The 20,445-nt window shown below is 59.5% G+C and carries 7 protein-coding genes and 1 pseudogene; 5 read left to right on the forward strand and 3 right to left on the reverse strand.

From position 1 onward, the window contains the following. Positions 1–196: 196 nt before the first annotated feature. Complete coding sequence (locus LMTR3_RS05990) at positions 197–1,210, forward strand: transglutaminase-like cysteine peptidase (protein WP_065744158.1); 1,014 nt, start codon at positions 197–199, stop codon at positions 1,208–1,210. An 88-nt stretch (positions 1,211–1,298) separates the two neighbouring features. Here the strand turns inward: LMTR3_RS05990 and LMTR3_RS05995 are convergent, their stop codons facing one another. Further along, on the reverse strand, positions 1,299–14,939 hold the full coding sequence (locus tag LMTR3_RS05995; RefSeq protein ID WP_065744159.1) for a T1SS-143 repeat domain-containing protein: 13,641 nt from the start codon (positions 14,937–14,939) through the stop codon (positions 1,299–1,301). Positions 14,940–15,177: 238 nt separating this feature from the next. Between LMTR3_RS05995 and LMTR3_RS06000 the strand changes: the two genes are divergently transcribed. After that, entirely contained in the window at positions 15,178–15,597 is a 420-nt protein-coding gene (locus LMTR3_RS06000; protein ID WP_065744160.1) for a hypothetical protein, read from the forward strand. A 218-nt stretch (positions 15,598–15,815) separates the two neighbouring features. Then, complete coding sequence (locus tag LMTR3_RS06005; RefSeq protein ID WP_065744161.1) at positions 15,816–16,199, forward strand: hypothetical protein; 384 nt, start codon at positions 15,816–15,818, stop codon at positions 16,197–16,199. 838 nt (positions 16,200–17,037) lie between these two features. On the opposite strand, the gene LMTR3_RS37330 is transcribed toward LMTR3_RS06005, so the two are convergent. After that, positions 17,038–17,256, reverse strand: a complete 219-nt coding sequence (locus LMTR3_RS37330) for a hypothetical protein (protein WP_141686487.1) — start codon at positions 17,254–17,256, stop codon at positions 17,038–17,040. Between the two features lie 588 nt (positions 17,257–17,844). On the opposite strand from LMTR3_RS37330, the pseudogene LMTR3_RS40185 reads away from it, so the two are divergent. Continuing rightward, a pseudogene (locus tag LMTR3_RS40185) lies at positions 17,845–18,486 on the forward strand (GTP-binding protein); the annotation flags it as partial. A gap of 132 nt (positions 18,487–18,618) precedes the next feature. Further along, on the forward strand, positions 18,619–19,101 hold the full coding sequence (locus tag LMTR3_RS40190; protein WP_502686604.1) for a GTP-binding protein: 483 nt from the start codon (positions 18,619–18,621) through the stop codon (positions 19,099–19,101). Positions 19,102–20,186: 1,085 nt separating this feature from the next. Here the strand turns inward: LMTR3_RS40190 and LMTR3_RS06015 are convergent. Next, positions 20,187–20,369: a hypothetical protein gene (locus LMTR3_RS06015; RefSeq protein WP_065744162.1), complete on the reverse strand. Its 183-nt coding sequence runs from the start codon at positions 20,367–20,369 to the stop codon at positions 20,187–20,189. Positions 20,370–20,445 lie beyond the last annotated feature (76 nt).

Here is a 20,445-nt window from a genome sequence, read left to right on the forward strand (position 1 = left end):
CACCAGTTCAACTTTGAAGTGATTTTGAAGCATCCGGAAAACCGGCGATTGACCGCCTTTTCCGACATTCCCTCTATCCTTGCCTCCCCTTAACTCACCATAAGCGGCGAAGGCCGCAGTTTCCGTCCCGATAACAGATTGGGGCGGCCGATCGACGCAAAGACGTTGGCTGACGCTCCTGGACAAAGGGGACGTCATGACGCCGCGCGTAAAACTGCGGAGCCCGCGCTCGCACGCGTTGGCCGCGGGGATTATTCTCGCGCTCTGTGTTGGCGCTGCATCCGGCGCATTGGCCGCCGAGGATATGTCGCTGGACGAGGCCGGAGCAGATCTCGCGCCGGGCGGCGACCAGGCGTCGCCGGCGAAATTCTTCAGCATCAATGCCGTCCTTGCCAAGCATGATCGTCAGCGTGGTCGGGGCATCACCGATGCGGTCCGCCTCGCCGCCCTCACCCCTTCGAACATGGCGACGGATGCGCCGCCTGCGCTTCGGGAAGCACCCGCGGTTGGTGCCGAACCGTTCGGATTGTTCACATTCCGCGCGCCCGACGGCCTGCTCTGGCGCAAATGGCGCGGCGTCGAAGCCGCCATGGTGAAGGATCAGGCTATCCTCGATCATTGCCGGGCGGACGCCGGCAATTGTCCCGCGCACGCCGCCCAATTCCTGCGGCTCGTCGACGCGGTCGGGGCGAAGTTGGGACGCGACAAGCTTGATGAGGCCAACCGGGGCGTCAACGCGGCCGTCCGCTACGTCAGCGATCTATCGCAGCACGGCGAGCCGGATCGATGGAGTACGCCGCTTGCGACGTTCGCCTCGACGAAAGGTGACTGCGAAGATTATGCGATCACCAAGTATGTCGTGCTGAGCGCTGCGGGATTCCCCCGCAACGACCTGCAGCTCGTGCTGGTCCGTGACCGTATGGTCCGCCAGGATCATGCTGTACTGGCTGCGCGCCTAGACGGCCGCTGGCTGTTGCTTGACAACCGATTCTCCACGCTGATGGCGGATTCCGAAGCCTCCCGCTTCACGCCTCTGTTCGCTATCGATCACCAGGGCGTTCATCTCTTCGCCACGCCCTATGCGAAGCGACCGCTCGTTGGCGGCGAGGTCGAGGCGGCGCCCGCGGCAGCCACCAGCGACAAGACGATTGGTGTCGGCGCGTCGACCGACGGCGAATCCGGGCTGAACACCCTGCCCTTGCTGATGTAACGCATACGCTCTGCCGCCATCGGCGTCCCGAAAGGTCAAGAAAAAAGCCCGCCAGACGAATCCGGCGGGCTTTATTCGATGGGTCAGCTCAGAGACCCGGCTGCAGATGAGCCGCATCCACCGTCCCGCCGGCCTGAATGACGGCAAGAGCCATCTTCGCAGCCGCCGCTGAGGTATCGCCGTAGGCCTCATGCGTGAGCGGCTGATCGACGGTCGTGAAATGCATCAGCTCGCCTTCGCCTTGGGAGTCCAGACCACCCGGCGGAAAGCTCAGCTCGCCATGGCCCGGCCCGAAGTCGAGGATCTGATCGAATCCATGCGGCAGCTCGTGGTGGGCCGTATCGGCCGGAGCAGATGCCCCCAGCGACGCATCGAGATCGACCTCGACGAAGGTACCGTTGGTACCGTCGGCGTACGTAAACGAGCCGACCCCCGCAATCGTCTGCCCGTCGATGGGAGCGCCAGGCGTCGTCGTAAGATCGATGCTCTTGATGTCGAGGTCGCTGAGATTGATCAGTTCGCCGCCCTCGCTGACGCCGTTGTGGTTGGCGTCGCGCCAGACCACGAGGTCGCCGAATGCCTGATCCTTGCTGTCGACCACGCCGTCATTGTTGCCATCGAGGCTCGCCAGCGCGGCAATGCCGTCAGCGAAGTGACCGCCACTGAAGTTCGGCGTGAACAGCTCGTTACCGCTTTCGATCCTGCCGGAGCCGTCGAGATCCAGCGCAAGAATGCCGTCCTGGCCATCGGCGGTCCAGGCAGTCTGGTCTTGTGCACCATCGCCATTGATGTCGAACTGGACCCCGTCGCTGATGGAGCTGAACGAAATGCCGTGAGCTCCGAGATCAAGAACTATAGGATCGACGCGCCCGTTCCCGATCAACGTCGCGAGGCTGGTCCCGCCACTCGTCAGGGTAACATTTTCCAGATCGACCAGGATATCGTTGTTGTCGCTCTGGTTACCGCCAACCTGTTCGTAGACATAGGTGTGGTTGACGCCGTCGATCGTGGCCGTGAAGGCTACCGTAGCGCCGCCGCCGCCCAAATCGTTTTGCCGGAGATAGTCGACTACAGCAGCGACATCCTGGATTGAATCAAGCGAGAGCGCGCTACTGAAGGAGTCCGCATCATCAAACGTGATAATGCCGTTCGAAATGGCGTGCGATCTTACCTGATTTCCGCCGATCGTCAGGTCCGAGTTGGATCCGTTCGTACCCGCCGTACTTGACGCGGCAAAAGGCGTGCCGTTGAGCGTTAGCTTGTCAGCAGAAACATTGAAGTCCTTGATAATATCGTAGCCGGCAATCGTTCCGCCGTTTCCGCTGCCTCCGATCGTAACTGCAGATTCGCCACTAAAGATGCTAAACGTATCCCCGCTGGCACCACCAAACATGATGTCGCGCCCGTCGCCACCGTTAAGTGTATCGGCGAGATTGTTACCGATCAGAACGTCATTTCCGTTATCGCCGTTAAGCGCGTTGGAAGCCCCAGACCTACCGATCAAAATTTCGTTGGCGTTACCACCGGTCAGGGTCGTTGCGCTCGTCGGTCTGTTGTCGATCGTCACTGTGACAGCCGCCGCCGTGGCAGATCCATCAGTGGCCTTATAGGTGAACGAGCCGTTGTTCCCGCCGTTCAAGTTGCTTCCGTCGTCCGTAAACGTTACAGAACCGCCGTTGCCTGTCCCGGTCGCATGAGAGGTCGTACCGCTGGTGCCTGCGCTGACCGCAGTAACATCCAGTACGTTGTCCAGATCGGTATCGTTGGCTACCAGCGCCCATTCCGGGATCACAACGGCTGCATTGTTGCCGACATTGGTAATGACCGTATCTGCGGCAGCAGTCGGCGCATCGTTCACCGCGGTGATGTTGATCGTCACGGTCTTGGTAGCGGTCAGCGAGCCACCGCTGCCGGTGTCGCCGGTGTCATTGACCAGCAGCGTTAGCGTCGTACTCGCCGGCGGCGCATCCACATTGGCGTTGTAGACGATCGTACCGCCACTTCCGAACCATCCGCCATTGGTGTCGGTGCCGGCCAGCAGATTGTTGAGCTCTGCGAGCGTCCCGGTAACAGTGACAGAGGAAGTCCCATTCCCGGTGATACTATTGACACCGCTGTTGCCGGCCGCAACGGTCAGCGTTCCGGTTTCGACCGACAACGTCATGGAGATGACATTGTTGCCTGCGTCGATGTCGCCGACCGACATGCCGGTGTTGTGGAGGTTCAGGTTCGTCTGCTCGGTTGCGCTGTAGGGCGCCGGCGTAATCGTTGCCGTCGGCGCGTCGTTCACCGCATTGACGTTGACCGATGCGGTATCGGTGGCGATCGAGAACGCGGAGCTGCCGCCGTTGGTCGAGGTGTCCACCTTCGTGCCGGCGGTCCCGGTGCTCTCATCCCACGCGCGGAATGTGATGCCGTCCGTCACCGTGCCGTTGAAATTAGCAGCCGGCTTAAAATACAGCCGGGTATTGGCGTCGGCTTCGAGCAGCAGCGCATTGGCGTTGCTGACCGTTCCTACTGCAGTCCATGTGGCGCCATTGTTGGTCGAGTAGTACCAGGTGCCGTTCGCGCTGTTGGTAGCGGTAATGGCGATGCCGAGGCCGGGACCATCTGCATCCGTCACGTTGTCGAAGCCGCCGCCGGCCGTATCGAGCAGTGCGGACACGAGCGTGCCTACTGCGCCGGACGGCGCAGGCGCATCTTCATTGACGGCCGCTATGACCGGCGAATCCGATGCGTCGAGAACCGGCGCGCCGTTCACGTTATCGACGTTGATCGTCAGCGTCGAAGTTGCGGTGTCGCCGTCATTGTCCGTCAAGGTGTAGGTGAAGGGACGGCTGAAGTCTGCCGCGACTGTGGTCGGCGGCGTGTAGACATAAGTGCCGTCATCAAGATCGATGACGAAGCTCTCGCCGGCGCTGCCGGTGAACGTGATCGTCAACTTGTTGGAGGTGGCGTTGAAAGTGGCGGCGTTCCAGCCCGAACCCGACGTGGTGATCGCGTCGGTCGCGGGGTTGTAGGTGTAGATCTTGCCGCCGATTTCGATCGACTTCACATAGCCGCCGTCAGCGCCGAACGAAGTCGGAATGCTGCCGTCGATCACCGAGCCGGAAACGGACGGATTGACCGTACCGGACAACGTCGACTGGAGCTGGTTCAGGTCGGTGACGATCAGGGCGTCCGTATCGGTGCCGGAGCCCGTGCCGTCATAGGCCAGCGGATCGAGGTAGGTGCTGGGCGCCGAGGAGCCCAGTCCGATTGCGTAAGATACGATGTCGTTAGCATTGACGAAGTTGACCCAGTTGGTCAGTTCGGAGCCGGACACCTGGTCGTCAACTGGATCGGGTTGCCCGTCCGAGATGAAGTAGGAGACGTTGCGCACGCCTGATGTTGTCAGCTTGCCCGCATCAGCGAACGCATCGGGCGCGAGCGCCGCGGCCTCGTCGTAATCAGTGCCGTCGTCCGCCGTCAGGCCATCGATGTAGGTCTTTGCATCCGCTACCGACAGCCACACGCTGCCCTGCTTGTTCGCGGAGTCGTTGAACTTGATGATCTGGACCCTCACGTCGCCGGCGGCGTCGTACTGGTCGAGCAACTCCTTGGCGGCCGCCTTGAGCAAGTCGAGACGCGTCGCATAACCCGATACTCCGGAAGCGAACCCCATACTTCCGGAACGATCGAGGATCAGTAGGATGTTGGTGTCCGAGGATCCCTCGGTCACGGTCTTGACGATCGGCGCAGCGACCGGGATGTCGTCATCGATGGTGATGGCCAGCGTGCCGGTGGCCTTGTCGGCGGCGGGCAGCGTGGCATCCTTGACCTCGTAGGTCAGGTTGACGGTCGCGTCGTTCTCGTTGTTGCCCGCATCATGGAGAACAGGCTTGAGCAGCGTAAACACATAGTTACCGTTGCCATTGTCCGACCCGCCATCCACGACGACCGTGAAGATCGCGCCGCGCGCGGCGGACGATGCGGTCAGGGTATTGTTGGTGGCGTTCCAGCTATACGTAACGCTCTCGGAACCAACCAGACCCGGCGTGCCGTCCATCGGCGCGAAGTTGATCGGATCCGAGGTCGCCTTGCCGTCCGTGTTGTAGTTGTGCGGCAAGGTGCCGCTGGTGCTGATGGCCTGCCCGGACAGATCGTCGCCGAAGGTACTGCCCGCAATACCGTTCGGAAGACCTTCGTCGTCCAGCGAAGCCGAGGTGTTTCCTGCGGTCGGCAACGAGTTCGTCTGGACGCTGCTAAGCGTCACGGTTGCCGTTGAGGTATCGCCGTCGCCGTCCCTGATCGTGTAGGTGAAGCTGTCAGCACCCGTATAGCCAGCGTCCGGTGTATAGGTGAAGGTGCCGTTGTCGTTGTACACGACGGTGCCGTGCGCGCCATTTGTGACGGTAACCTGGCCGATGAGCGGCGAATTATCCGTATCGACACCATCGGCACCGAACCTGTCGTTACCCAACAGGCCGGTCAAAACCGTCGCATCGGTGACGGTCGTTGCCCAGATGTCATTGGCCGCCGTCGGAACGTCGTCGACGATATTGATTTTGATCGTCGACGTAGCAGTTTCGCCGTCGCTGTCCGTAGCTACGACGCTCAGGTTTTCGGGCAGGCCGTTGTTACCCTGCAGCGAAGCATGCTGCTCGTTGTCAACAAGCGTGTAGCTGTAGCTTACGGTGGTGCCGTTGAACGCGGTTACTGCAAACGTATTCCCGGTTGCTGTCGTAAACGAAGTAGCGGTAAAAACTCCGTTCGTGACGATGGCGTGACCGTCAATCATCAGGCTGTTAACCCCGTCGGCCGCCGCAATAGTAAATGTTCCGTTCTGCGAGAGGTTTCCGGAGTCCGGGCTCGAGCCGGCCGATTCGCCTACGCCACGGCTCGCCAGCAGATCGTTTTCATAGACGGTGATATCGCCGTCTTCGTCGTTGATGCCCGAAATCGTGACGCCGTGATCGGAAATGCCGATCGTCAACGTCGCGGTCGAGACATCCCCGTCGCCGTCGGTCAGCGCATACGTAAAGACGTCGTTCGCAACAACCGGCGACCCGTCGAAACGGGTATAGGTGTAGTCGCCGTTCTCGTTGAGAACGAGCGTGCCGTACTGGCCGATGACCTGGAAGTTTTGCGAGCCGTCCGGCGTCGTGACGGTGGTGATACCGACGACGCCCGTAACTTTCGCGCCGTCTGCGCCAAGCACATCTGCGCCGAAATTGGTCGTGCCTACCCCGGTGATGACATTGCCAGTAGCCGTCGCATTGTCGGCGTATGAAAAATCATCGAAACCGAAGTAACCGGGACCGTCGACTACAATCTTGTCGACGCTGCCCAGAGCGGAGAGATTCACATAGGTGGGCCCACCGGCTGCGCCCTGATGGATCTCCTGCGAAAAGCTGCTGACCAGAATGCCATTCACATAACCGGAAAAGGTAATCGTCATCGGCTCAGAGCCATTCGACGAGAACCAGGCTCCAAGCGCCGTGAACCTGCTGCTATCGGTGTGGGCGATGGTGATTGGGTCGCCCGCAGTTCCGGTATAGCCCGGTTGCTCCACGCCGTTCTTTTCACCGACGAAGGCAAGGTTGCTGCCGGAGTGAGGCGCATAAGTCGCGTAAGGACCTGAGCCCGGCGGATTGTGAACACCCGCCTGAATAAAATTGAAGCCGTGATAGGGCGACGCAATCGGCGTCTCGCCATTCTCAGCAAGCACGACGTCATCGAAATTCAGGGTCTGCACGGCGGTTGAAACGGAATCGGTGTCCGCGTTCGCCGACGGCATGTCGTCATCGACGCCGATCGTGAAGCTGCCGTTCACAGCGTCACCGTCGGAATCGGTGGCGGTATAGTTGAACGTCAGGCGGATGTCGTTCTCGTTGTTGCCCGTAGCGTGGTCGAGTTGATCCTTCAGCACGACGCGGAATGCGCCAGCGCCTTCATCGGACAACGATACTTCAATGACGGTGCGTCCGCCGGCAACGCCAGTCAGGATGGTGCCATCGCCATTGGTCGAGAAGACCAACGCTTCGCCCATCGAGGTGAGCGCGGACACGCCCGACACGCCGACGCTCGCATTGGCGAACGTCAGGCTGCGATCGCCGACACCATCCGGATGATCCTGGGTCAGCGTGCCGAACGAACCCGAATTGATGTCCACGCCGCTATCGAGGTTATCGGCACCCCACTTGATGTTGAGGTAGCCTGTTGACGTCGTCTCATTGGCGTCGCCATCCGTGTTGGCAACGTAATTGTCGCCCACTTGAGTGTCGTGGCTACCGAACGCGAGCGGCCCTGTCAGACCGTCCTCGTCGACGAAGGTCACGGGAACGAGGCTGACATTGTCGATATAGGCGCCGAGCGAATTCTCCTGCCCGGCCCCTTGGAAGCCGAGCACATCGCCCGGACCGGTCCCGATCACGCTGACGGTGATCAGTTGCCAGACACCCGCCGTCATGCCCGTCGAGTCGATCGATTTCACCACCTGCCCGTTCCACAACACGTTCAGGCTACCGCTGTCGGCGTTACCCTCGTTGGGACGCGGCGAATAGTAGAACGTCAGTTCATAGGCCTCGCCGGCATGCGTACCGGCGATCACCTGCTGAATGATCGTGTTGGTGTGGCCGGAGTCGTTGTAGTGGTCGCCGCCGGACAGATTCCCGCTGCTGAGATCGGAATCGAGCTCGATCAGCGCGTTGCCGTCCTGTGCGAACACGCCGCCGGCATTGCCGGTCTGCACTTCGAACGGCACATCCCCATGGGGACCGGCCACGCCGATATCCGATGAGGTCCAGCCGGCAAGGCTATGGTAGATCGACCACTGGTTATTGCCGAGACCGTGACCTTGCTCGAAGCTGCCATTGACGACGAGATTGTTCACCGCCGCCACAGGCCCGATGATCGGCATATCGTCGTCGATCGAAACCGAGAGCGTGCCCTTGACGGCATCGCCGTCGCGATCGGTGACGGTGTAGGTCAGATTGATGTTGATGTTGTCTTCATAGGCCGTCTGCGTACCGCCGACGTTCGGATCATCATGGACGGGATGATCGACCTGTCCAAGCAGCGAGAAGCTGTACGCGCCCGTCGACGGGTTGACCTGAATCTTGAACGCGGCCGTCGCGAACGCATGCGACGGCGTATCGGTCAGCGTCGACGCATAGAGGGTGTCGGTGCCGGCATCCCAGAAGTATTGAAGCGCCTGGTTGCCCGCCGTGATTGCATGGTTGCCGGCATCGACAACCGCCAATCCGTCCAGCGACGCGAAGCTGACGGTACCCGCCTCGTCCGCGCCGACCGAGAAGTTCAACGTGCCGGTCATCGGCGACACCGATGCGGCGTTGTCGCCTGCAGATGCGGTGTCGTGATTGCCGGAGGCCAGATCGTCCTCGTCGACGGTCACCGACGCGTTCGGTCCGACGACCGGAATATCGTCCTCGATTCCGATCGTGAACACGCCGCCGCTGGTCGTTGTGGTGGAGGTATAGGAGATATTGTTGACGCGGATCTTGTCGCCGTCCGCAAGATCGAAGCGGATGACGAGATGGTCGAACGTCCCGGTCGGGTCGATCGTCACCGCGCTTCCGTCGCTGGGCAGCGTCAGCGTGCCGCTGTCAGAGCCCGCGCTGCCGGACACCGGTACGCCGCCATGATAGGCAACCCAGGAAATCGTTCCGGTGCCGCTGCCATTGATGGTGAAGCTGACCGCATCAGTGCCGGCTCGCTCGAAAATGAAGCCCTGGTTGTCCTGGATTAGGTTATTGCCGATCCCGACGCCTTGCCCCGAGACGTTGAACGAGGCTGCATTGTCACCAGCCGTATTGACGAAGCTGTTCGCAGCCGTGCCGGTGAAGGTCAGGCCGTCGAACGTCACGCCGCCCACGGTATAGGTGTCGTAGTGCCCCGGCTGCAGCGTTAGCCCGGTTGTCACCTTCGTCGTCGTGGTCGGCCCCTGGAGCCGAATTGTATCGCCGTCTTGATCGGTGAACTGGATCGCGCCCGTGAAATCGAGGATCAGCTTCTGGTTATCGTCATTCGCCGGCGCGTTCGGCAGATGATCGATCTGGTCCTTCAGCGTAAACGAATAGTTGCCGTTCGGCTGGACGTCGAGCGTGAACACCACGCGGTCGCCGCCGGAGAATCCGGCCGTGCCATCGCTATCGACATAACCGGTCAGCACCGTTCCCGAGACGCTGTAGAGCACCGCAGCGCCCTTGGACGTCACTGCCGTCAGGCCGCTCGGGTTGGCGATCAGCGAGAAGGTTCCCTGCTCGTCGGCGCCGACCGAAACGAGCGTCGCCAGCGACCCCGTCGCAACAGTGGTCTGGCCGCCTTCAGCATTGCCGATCGACTGATGATTCGAATTGGCGTCGGTCAGCGCGTCTTCCTGAACCGCACCGGAAACCGACGCGCCGGTCTGAACCGGGATATCGTCCTGGACGGTGATGGTGAAACCGCTGGAAAGCGTCACGCCGTCGCCGTCGTAATCGACGAAGCGCACGACGGACGAAAGATTGATGCTGACGGTGTTCTCGCCATTGCCGGCGGCATGGTCGAGCTGGTCCTTCAACGTAAACGTGTAGTTGCCGTTAGACTGGATCTGCAGCATGAACACGGTGATGCCGCCCGCCTTGGCGGTCAGCGTGTCACCCGAAATGCTGTAGCTCAGCGCGGTATTGTGAGACGTTAGATTTTGGTTCTGCAAGGCGGAGATGCCGCTGCTGTCGAGAACGAACGATCCGTTCTCGTCCGCGCCCACCTTGAAGAGCGAGGTCAGCGAACCGTTAGCAACCGTCTTGCCGCTCGACCCGTCTTCGTTATTGCCGACCGAATTACCGCCGCTGTTACCGTTGGTTAGGTCGTCTTCTTCAACGGTCGCAGTAACGGACGCGCCACTGACCTGGATTGGAATATCGTCCCGGATCTGGATCGTAAACGCACCGGTCGCCAGCTTGACCGTGTCGCCATCGCCGTCGGTGGCGATGATGTACTTGGACAGATCAAGCGCAGTCGTCAGCAGGTTCTCGGTGTTGTCACCGCCGCCGCCATTCAGCGACGGATGATCGATCTGGTCCTTGAGCGTGAAGATATAGGAACCGTTGGATCCGACCGTGAGCGTGAAGACCTCGCGATCGATGCCGACCTGGTAACCCGAAGTCCCGCCCTGGTTGACGTAGCCGCGCAGCATCGTGCCGTCGGATACGATGAAGACGTCGCCGCCCTTGGAATCCAGGCCGGTGTTGACCGGGCTGTTCTGAACCGCGAGCTCGAATGCCGGCGAATCCGGACCGTCCGCACCGAAATTGACCAGCGCGTTCAGCGCGCCTGCGGTGCCCCTGGCAACGGCCGATCCCGTGCCGGTGGTCTCGCCAGCACGGTCTGCGTCGAGATTGCGCGTCGGCAATCCGTCTTCATCCACGGCAACCGAGATCGTGGCCTCGGTGACCGTCGGGCCGTCATCCTCAAAGCGGATCTTGCCGGAAATATCCGCCGAATCCCTCGCGGAGTCGCCGTCACCATCGGTGACCGTAACCGTGGCAAAAACCTTATTGCTTGCGATCGCAACATACTCGTCCGCGTCGCCCGTATTATTGTGTTCCAGCGAGACGTACTGGACTACTGAAACCTTGCCGGTGACCGGATCGATCGCGATCGCAAATGCCGCCGGGTCGCTTCCGCTGTTGCTCACGCCAGAGCCGAAGTCCGGCCCGTCGTAGCGGCCGACGATCAGATCGCCTTCCTTGAACAAATAGATGTTCTTGCCATCGGTGGTTTCGAGACCGGAATTAGTGCCGTTTCCACCGTTCAAAGTGAGCGAGAACACCTTGGAATTGGAGGTCGACGGACCATCGGCGCCGAAATTGGTCGAAACCGTCAGCGCCGCGCCCTCACTCTGCGCAAATCCGATCGCGCCATCGACCTTTTGGGCGTTCGTAAGGTGCGGATCCGAGCCCTTGTGGTGAACATTGGCGAACAAATCCCTGACCGCCTGCACCGTCGTATCGTCGTCGGATGACTGAACGTCCGGCGTCTCGTCATGAACGACGGAGAAGCCGCTTGCGGTATGTACTTCGACCGACGGACCGTCATCGAGGAAGGTGATCAGCTTGCCGATATTGACTGAGTCGGACGACTTGTCGCCGTCGGAATCGGTGACGGCAAGCGTAGCAATGATCTTGCCGTCGAGATTTTGCTGGACCGTAAGCGGGTCGTCGGGCGGCGCGTCGTTCCAATTGTGGCCGTTGTCGTTGCTCTCGTTGAAATCGCCGCGGTCGTCATGCTTGATCGAGAGATATTGAGCGACGCTGACCTTGCCGTTGGAATCAATGGCAATCGCGAACGCAACCTTACCGTCGAAGGCGCTGTTGGCGTCAGAAACCGTGCCAAGGATCAGACCGTCGGCATTGACGGAGAGCACAATCTTGCCGCCGTCGGTCACGAACAGACCGGAGTCCGTTCCGTTGCCGCCTGCCACGCTCAATGTGAACGTGTGCGGATAGGGCGGATAATCGGCGCCGATGACAGAATCGTCAATAACAACAGCGAAATCCGACCGCGCGTAGGCGATTGCGCCGTTGCCCGAATTGCCGCCATTGCTGTCGCCCGACACGTCCGGATCATCGCCGACAAGGCGCGCGCCATTGACAAAAGTTGCTTCGAGGTCGGCGAACAGATTCCTGACGCTGTTTGACGTCGTATCGTCCGCCTGGTTGCCTGGCGTTTCGTCGACCGTGACCGAACCCCAACCAAGATCGATATCGGCATGCGGAACGTCATCAGTCACGTTGATCGTGAACTTGCCGGTCAAGGAGATGCTATCGCCATCCTTGTCGGTGAAGGTGAGGATGGAGCCGAGGTCGATGTTGGGAATCGAGTGCTGGACGCCATCGTCAAGCGGGCCGGAGCGCAGATCACTGTTCTGGCCGCTGCCCTCCGTATGAATCAATTCGTCATACAAGCGGAATTCGTACGCCCCAGTCTCGGTATTCAACGTCAGCGAGAAGACCGGGTTGCCATGCGGACTTGGTTCGTTGCCCGTGATGATGATTTCGTGGGAGCCAACCGGGCCGTTTGAAATCGCATAGGTCAGCAGCTTGCCGTTCTCGCCATCGCCCTGGGCGGATTGCTTCGAGTACAATCCAAGCGCGCTCAGCTTCGCAATTGCGTCGGACGAAAAGCCGAACGAGCCGGTCTCGTCGGCGCCGACCGAAACCAGGCCGGCCAGCGTGCCCGACACGATCGCAGCGCCAGTGGAATCCTCGGTGGTGGAGCCGTCGGCACTGCCGTCATTCGGGCTGGTCCCCTGCGACCACGGCGTGAGGATATCGTCCTCATCGACCGTGCGGGAAATCGAGGCGCCGGTCAGGACGGGGATATCGTCCTGAATCTCGATCTTGAACGTTCCTTCGTCCAGATTGATGTGGTCACCGTCACCGTCTGTGGCAACGATGAAGGCCGAAAGATCGAGCGATGTGGTGAGGATGTTTTCGCCGTTGTCCCCGTCAGAATTATTCAGCGTCGGGTGATCGATCTGGTCCTTCAGCGTGAAGGTGTAGGAGCCATTCGCTCCAACCGTTAGCGTAAAGACTTCGCGATCACCGTCAGAGAAGCCCGATCCGGCAACGCCGGTTTCGACATAGCCATGCAGCGTCGTGCCATCGGACACGATCAGCACATGAGCGCCCTGCGACGTCAGGCCGGAATCGACTGGCGTGTTCTGAACAGCCACCTTGAATCCGGCCGCCGCAGGTCCATCGGTGCCGAAATCGACCAGCGAGGCCAGCGAGCCGGTAGCAACGGCCGAACCCGTTCCCCCTAGCTCTCCCGTGCGTCCAGCGTCGGCATTGTGAACTGCCAGCCCGTCTTCGTCGACAGTGCCGATCACGCTACCCTCGCCGATCAGCACTGGACCATCGTCCTGGAAAACGATGCTGGACGTTTCGCCGCCGGCGATCTGGATCGTTGCCGAGGACGTTGCGGTGTCGTTGTCAACGTCAGTGATGGTTGCCGTCAGCGTGATGCCGAGGCTCGCGAATACGACCCCGCCTTCACCTTGGTTAGAGCTGAGCAGGGTAAGGGCCTTGCTGGAATCGAAATTGTTGCCGTCCTGGCCATGGTCGATTGCCATGTATTGGTCGATCACGAGTTGACCGCCCGACAGGCTGCCTGCGTTGACGAGCGTGATGCGGATCGCGATCGGACCATTGGGATCGTTGCCGACATGACCCACGATCTCGGTGTCGCTGACCTTGAACAGATAGATGGTGTCGTCACCGTACAGGCCGCTGGGATCGGTCACCTTCAGTGTGCTGGCGACGCTACCAGACGGACCGGGGCCCCCCGTCAGCGAGAAGCTGTACTGATAGGTGGTCGACTTCTCACCGTCCGTTCCGGGATCCTTGACCACATTGAACAACGCCTGCAGAGCGCCCTGACCCTGCTCTTCGCCGCCCACGGCCGTCTTCACTTCGCCGATCGGGACGGTGCCGGTCGGATCCGGCGTCGTCGAGCCGGTATCATCAAGCGGTCCCGGGAAGCCGTCGGGGTTGGGATCAAAGCCGATAGATTCGTCGAGCGATAAAGTCGCCAGCTGCGCAGAGCCTTCGACCGGCTCGACCACCGATACGGAAATGGCCGGACCGTCATCGTCGAATGCGACGCCGATGGAATCTGTCGATACGTGCGTGACGACCACGCCGAGCGCATCGGTAACGACTTGCTGAACGAAAACAACGTCCGCGAGTTCGATCCGATCATTCGGATCGAGCGTGTTGCTGTGCTGAACGGCTTCGTATTGCGCGACGCTCAGCTTGAGGGAGACGGGATCAAGATAGAGCGCAAACGCGATTGCGCCGCCGGCGTTGGGGGTCGTGCCGTTCCCTTCACGCGCAACAATGAGATTTCCTTCCGTGAACAGGAATATCTCATTCCCGGTTGCGGTCGCTTTCAATCCGGTATCGACTCCGGCAAATGCGGCGCCGGTCGACGTGGTCAGCACATAGGCCACCGTACCGGGACCATTGGTGCCGAAGTTGACGTTCGCCGCGGCGATTTCGGACACGGCGCTCTGCGCCCACCCAATCAGTCCGGCCTGCTGGAAGACGGCCGGCAAGAGTGGATTGGCTTGATCATCTGCGGTGAGTTGTACACCGAGCGTCTCGTCATGAACCGTCAAGACGCCCGCGAGCGTGAAGCTGCCCGAGGGCGCGACGTTCGGAGTGCCGTTGAAAATTTCGGGAGTAAGGGCGAAAGTGCCGAGCGACTCCTGTCCGAGCAGGTCGAGCGGATTGCCCGTTGCCAGCGGATCGACGGAGCTATTGCTGAAGTTCGCGCCGCTGGCTTGGGCATTCCCGCCGCCCTCGCCGGCCGCCGGCAAAATCGACTGGTCCGTGGTGATCGGAAATAGGCTTGCGAATTCGCTGACCGAAACGTCGCGCCCCGGCGCCACTTCGATAGTCAGGTTCTTCAGGGCATCATGCCTTGAATCGAAAAACGGCTCGACTGTCACGGTCGACTTGTTGTCGAACAGGATGATCAACCTATCGCCGACATGGACGAGCGTGATCTTCTCATTCGCGATCCCTGAAAAATCGACCTTGACCTTCTGGTCGTATCCGAGATTGACGACCACCGCCTGGTCGCCCATCGGCTTCGTCAGCTTGAAAATTCGGGGAGGTGCGGAACTGTTGGCGGGGGTGGAACCGGAAAGCTGAGCGACCTGAAATTGCGCGTTCATTAGTCAAAGTACTCCGCCAAAAAATGCGTTTAATTCAAGTTTGCAAAAAATATTCCAAACTTTTGACGTATTAAGCTATTGTTAACCAGCCGGCGCGGTCAACAAAATCAATTGGTTAACCTCCGTTTTTTGCCTCGCTGTGGTAAACTTGAAACGACGGCTGCCGCCTTGAAAACGGCTTTGAAATGAGCGACTTGCCTCGAACTGACCAACATTCGCGGCCGAGCGAGGACATCAGATGAAGGTTTTATTGCTCACCGGCGCCCTGTTTTTCGCCGGCCTGGCAGGCTGCGCCTCGGCCCAGGAGCAGTCCCGGACGGTCGAGCGAACGGTCAAAAGCGTGCCGAACAGGGACACCCGGATCGGGGTCTACCTCAACGTGCAACCCGATTGCACATCCGGGCCACTGCCAACGATTCGACTGGTCAGCCCGCCCGCCTCCGGCAAGGTTGTCGTCAAGAACGCGAAGGTCAAGGCTACCAACTACAAGGCCTGCCTGGCACTGGAAGTGCCGGCCTATGTCGCGCTCTACAAGTCGCCCGCGGATTTCCTCGGTAATGACGTGTTGACGATTGAGGTCAAATATGCCGGCGGCCGTACGGAAATCCAGAAGATTACCGTGAACGTCATGAGTGCAGGCGGAGGACAAAAAATCTAATCGCCGCGATTTGATTGGTCAGCACCGACCCTGATGGCGGATTCGTCGGGAGATTGTCCTCAACGGGAAATCGCAAGGGCCGGGCTCGATCCAGGGTGACCAGCAGCAAACCACCGCCAAAGACACGGTCCTGCCGGTGCACAACGGATTATCAGTTTGACGGTACGGCTGATTCTTGCTCTGTTGACTGCATTCTCTTTTTTGACTTGGGGGCAGCCATGCGCGCCGCATTGGGCAAATTCGTTTTGATCACAGCTTCATTGGGATTCACCGCATGGGCAAGCGCGCATCCGGCCGGCGCAGCGGACCTCGGTTTGATAACCGCTGGGCCCGGCTCAATAGGTAATTGCTCCGAATTCGTTTTCACTTGCGAGAATGGCAGGCAGTATCCGCTCTGCCCGATTGCAACGAGCGTCGTCGGTGAAGTCGTTACCGCATCGCTGCACACGGGCAACCGCGGGGGCATTCACGTTCGGCTGGTCCCGATGGGCGTCGGCTACCGATATGCCGGGCGCGGAGTATGGCTGGACGGCTTCCGCGAGAACGCGCTGCTCAACTTCGGAAAGCACAGTCAGGTCGCATGCACGATCCAGCGCTCCTGATCACGCACTGACTCCACGTAAAATCGGGGCCGAATAGGCCAGCCCCTACCCCTTTGTGCGGACTACGACGTGCGAAGCGCGGGGGTGCATATAGGCTTTGGACTGGACATAGCGCGCACAGTGATCGTTCCACTGGTGCAACTGCCAATTCCACTTCAAGCATCCGGATTCCACCGCAGAATCATATCCCCAATCCAGCCGATAAGGCTCATCCCCGAAGGGATAAGGACCGCTGTAAGCGCTGCTGGTTGAAAGGACCACGAGCGAAATGGCTGCGCCAGCAATTGCAAAGAACGATTTTTTCATAAGAACCCCGATCTGGAGCGCACACGCCGAAGAGTGCCAAATGGCTTCAAGCTTATCAAGCGACAAGCAGTGGTTTGACCGCGGTTTGCCGCCGGTCCGACGCAACTCTTGTTCTGCTCCTGATTGATATCGCCCCCGCCTATCATCTTCGGCCGATTGAACGCCCGAGGATCATTCCAGCAAACGCGCCAACTAACCCGCAATGTGCGGTCTCACTTTGTCGCTCTTGCCCAGAATTGCGCAGGGCTTAGATTTTATCACAACATGCGGCCAGTAACGTTGCGGGATCAATTGTTCATCGGTGCTGCAGGCTTTCGTTGCGGCTCGACTTCGACCGCGATAGCAGAGAGAAAGCTGCCTCGGACTCCCCTCTGCATTACCTCGCGCGCCAAAACGTCAATAAAGGACGCAAACCATCGTTGCGAGCTATATCACCAGATGCACGCGAGGTGGCCTCTGGATTGTCCATTCCATCTTAACGGCGGTCGAAGGCGGTGATCGCAGCGGCGGATTCTGAGCCCAGTGCACGGATTCATGTCGATGAAGTATCTCGATCTCGAAAGCGTCGATACCTAGTTGGGAGCGGCTCGGCCGGCACTTCGTTTTCTCCCAGAATATCCGCGACCAGTTCATCCTTAACGACCTTCTCCATCACAGCCCGCACAAGTCGCGTACGCGAGACACCGCGCTGCTTTGCAGCCGCCTGGAGATATTCAACTTCCAACGGGATCACGATATTCTTGATGGTCACAGCCAGTCCTCGATGCTCCTTTGCTTTACTGGTCTGCTCTGCTGACTAGCAATCTTGGCAAGAATAGGAGGGGACAACGGCAACCGTCGCCTTTCTGCTTTGCGCTGCGCTCATATGCATGGAAACGTACATAGACAGTTAAACTGAAATAAACGGCTGCGAACGATCAACTCACCCGTTGGCATTTTCTGCGCGCATTCAACAATGTGGCTCAGGTAAATGCCGCAACTAGTTTGCGCCGGCTATCGGGGGCCCACAATAAATGCGCCCTGATTTGTTATCTCCGTACTCGATCGCGCTCTGTGTAACCGATCTCGAGACCACCTTTATCCAGCCTGTTCGCGATTTATCAGACATGCCGCTACATCTTTCTGCGGAAACGGCTCGCCGGCCAAATGGATGCACTGCAAGCGAGTGTTCATTCAGCTTAACGCAATCATTTAATTGGTGAGCAGCTTGGCTAACTTTACATAATCTATGTAACCATATTAGATTGACGCCGAAATTTAATCGCGAGCGAACTGCGAACGCAGTAGAATTGCATGCCTGCGCGCCATTCCGTTCCGTCCGCAGGTCTTGAGCCAGGAAGACTTAATGAAGGACAGACCGAGCAAGGCCGATCGGCTGCCAGTAACGGTGCTCAGCGGATTTCTGGGTGCAGGCAAAACAACATTACTTAATCGCGTACTGACGAATCGCGAAGGCCTGCGCGTTGCGGTCATCGTCAATGACATGAGTCAGTTGAACATAGACGCGAATCTGGTCCGCAACGGTGGCGCCAATCTATCACACACGACCGAGTCGCTCGTGGAACTCAGCAATGGTTGCATATGTTGCACGTTACGCGACGACCTCCTGGTGGAGGTCAGGCGATTGGCTGAACAACGGCGCTTTGATTATCTACTGATCGAAGGAACTGGGATTGCTGAACCCCTTCCGATTGCGGCAACGTTCTCGTTTCGCGACGAGGCCGGTGTCTCTCTTTCCGATGTTGCGAGACTCGACACGATGGTCACCGTCGTGGATGCCTTGAGCCTGCTCGCCAACTATAGCAGTCGCGATCTGCTGCGCGACCGTGGTGAGTTGCGCGATGTCTACGACCAGCGAACGTTGGTCGATCTTCTGGTTGACCAGATCGAGTTTGCCGATGTGGTGGTGATCAACAAGGCGTCAGAAGCGACTGAGGCAACGCGTGCGGAAATTCGCAGGGTAATTGCCGCACTCAATCCCCAGGCACGTCAGGTCGAGACTGACTTCGGCAAGGTTCCTCTCGAGGCGATTCTTAACACCGGCCTTTTCGATGAAGCGAAGGCTGCGACACATCCGCTCTGGTATAGGGAACTATACAGCCCCGATTCCCATGTGCCGGAGACAGAGGAGTACGGCATATCCAGTTTCGTTTACAGGGAAAGACGTCCCTTCGATCCCGCCAGACTCTTGTCTTTTCTCAATGAGCCCTGGCCGGGTGTCATACGCGCCAAGGGACATTTCTGGCTTGCCACGCGTCCGAATTGGGTGGGCCTTCTCTCCGTTGCCGGGATACAACGTCGGTGCGAGCCCATGGGCTTTTGGTGGGCGACGGTCCCGAAGCCGAGCTGGCCAAGCCATCCTCAATTTCAAGAACATCTCAACGGCAGGTGGGATAGCACTTGGGGCGACCGTCGCCAGGAACTCGTGTTCATCGGTTCAGACATGGACGAAGTGTACATCCGAGCCTCGCTCGATGCCTGCCTTGCCCGTTCGGACTCTGGGTTCGATCCGGAGAGCTGGCGCAATCTGAGCGACCCTTTTCCACCGTGGCATTATCCTGATCACACCAACAATATCGGCGTGTCCCTTCGTTAGCTGGAGCTCAATGCTTGCCGGCGCGCGAGACGCCCGCGGCGAAGATAGGCGGCTTAACTGGCACCTCCACCGCAATGGCGACGCGAGAGCGCGCGTCCCGTCGCGACCCCACCGTCAGTGATCTCGAACAGTTTCACCAGCCATCGCGAGGATGACAGGTTCGTCTTGCCTGCGAGGCGATCGGTCCGAATTTTTCCGGCAGATCAGCCACCGATCTTCGGCCGGCCCTCGGTCCAGCCTCGCTTGAGCATCTACCCGGGCTTGCTTCGCCCGGTCTCGGGTGTGTTGCCGGTTGTTCGATGCGTTCGGCTGCAGACACGCATCGCGAAGCTGGTGTGTGTCCTGGTCTCCCTGGATGGAATGGCGTCTGGATCGGGACAAGGATGGATGCCTGCGGTGGTTATTCGACCGGACGGCCTGAAGGCCGGTCTCATCCAGATGCTCTTCTGGCAAGTCCGCGCCTTACGGAAAGCGCTGAAATTCAAGTTCTGTCAACGGTGCACGATTGCTGGTTGCCGGTTTCCGCGAATGCACCGTCAGAGAGCATCACCAAAAACCGCAGCAAATTCAGTACAAATGCTGAGGTTCGCAGGTTAGAGGAAATCAGCAGCGGTGTACCGTAGATGCACCGTCATGCACCGGGTCGATGCACCGTATTATGAACGAAATAATTTTAGCACTCGGCCAAAATCGCGCTGATTTGCACCGGTGCACTGATGGTGACCGGTAGATGCACCTCCCTCACAGAGGAGGAGGAGGAGGGGTTTTTCAGTGTGCACAAATACCGCTAAATTACCGCCCAAGCTTCCCGTGAGAAGGGGTGCGCAACCTTCGGAACGTAGCTCGGCAGGTGCCCCTTTTGGGGACGAAAGAGGGCCAAATCCTCGCCTGCCCCCTACCCCCGCTCACGCCAAGCGTTCTGCGCCGACCGCCGTCCTGTGACAGGCAAGCACCGCCTAAACATCGTCCCGTAGCGCGTCTCCGCACCGTCGACGAGGCGCTCCAGCCGATGATTGTACACGGCCTCCAGCGGGATCCATTTCCCCATCCGGAAGCGTGCCTTCCACCGGCGCTTCGAGGTTCGTTCACGCATGCGCCTCCCTCGCCATGGCTTCGAGCATGCTCGCCTTACGGGCATGCAAATAGTCGAAATAGCGGATGCTGGGATCAACGTTCCGGGCGTCCTTGAAGGCTCGGTTGAAGGCCTTCAGTTCTCCTGTGGCGCCCATCTTATCGATCGCCTCGTTGACGGCGACAACCGCAGCCAATGCGCGCTCGATGGCAGTGGCGTGCGATGTTAGCCCAACGCCGCCTTCATCAGCGAGCTGCGCAAGCTTCTCGACG

It is taken from the genome of Bradyrhizobium sp. LMTR 3, from assembly GCF_001693485.1.
In the GTDB taxonomy this organism is placed as follows: domain Bacteria; phylum Pseudomonadota; class Alphaproteobacteria; order Rhizobiales; family Xanthobacteraceae; genus Bradyrhizobium.

Bases quoted from the DNA above. Each gene is read 5' to 3' on its own strand.
- LMTR3_RS05990 (WP_065744158.1), top strand. From the start codon at position 197: ATGACGCCGCGCGTAAAACTGCGGAGCCCGCGCTCGCACGCGTTGGCC.
- LMTR3_RS06000 (WP_065744160.1), top strand. From the start codon at position 15,178: ATGAAGGTTTTATTGCTCACCGGCGCCCTGTTTTTCGCCGGCCTGGCA.
- LMTR3_RS05995 (WP_065744159.1), bottom strand. From the start codon at position 14,939: ATGAACGCGCAATTTCAGGTCGCTCAGCTTTCCGGTTCCACCCCCGCC.
- LMTR3_RS06005 (WP_065744161.1), top strand. From the start codon at position 15,816: ATGCGCGCCGCATTGGGCAAATTCGTTTTGATCACAGCTTCATTGGGA.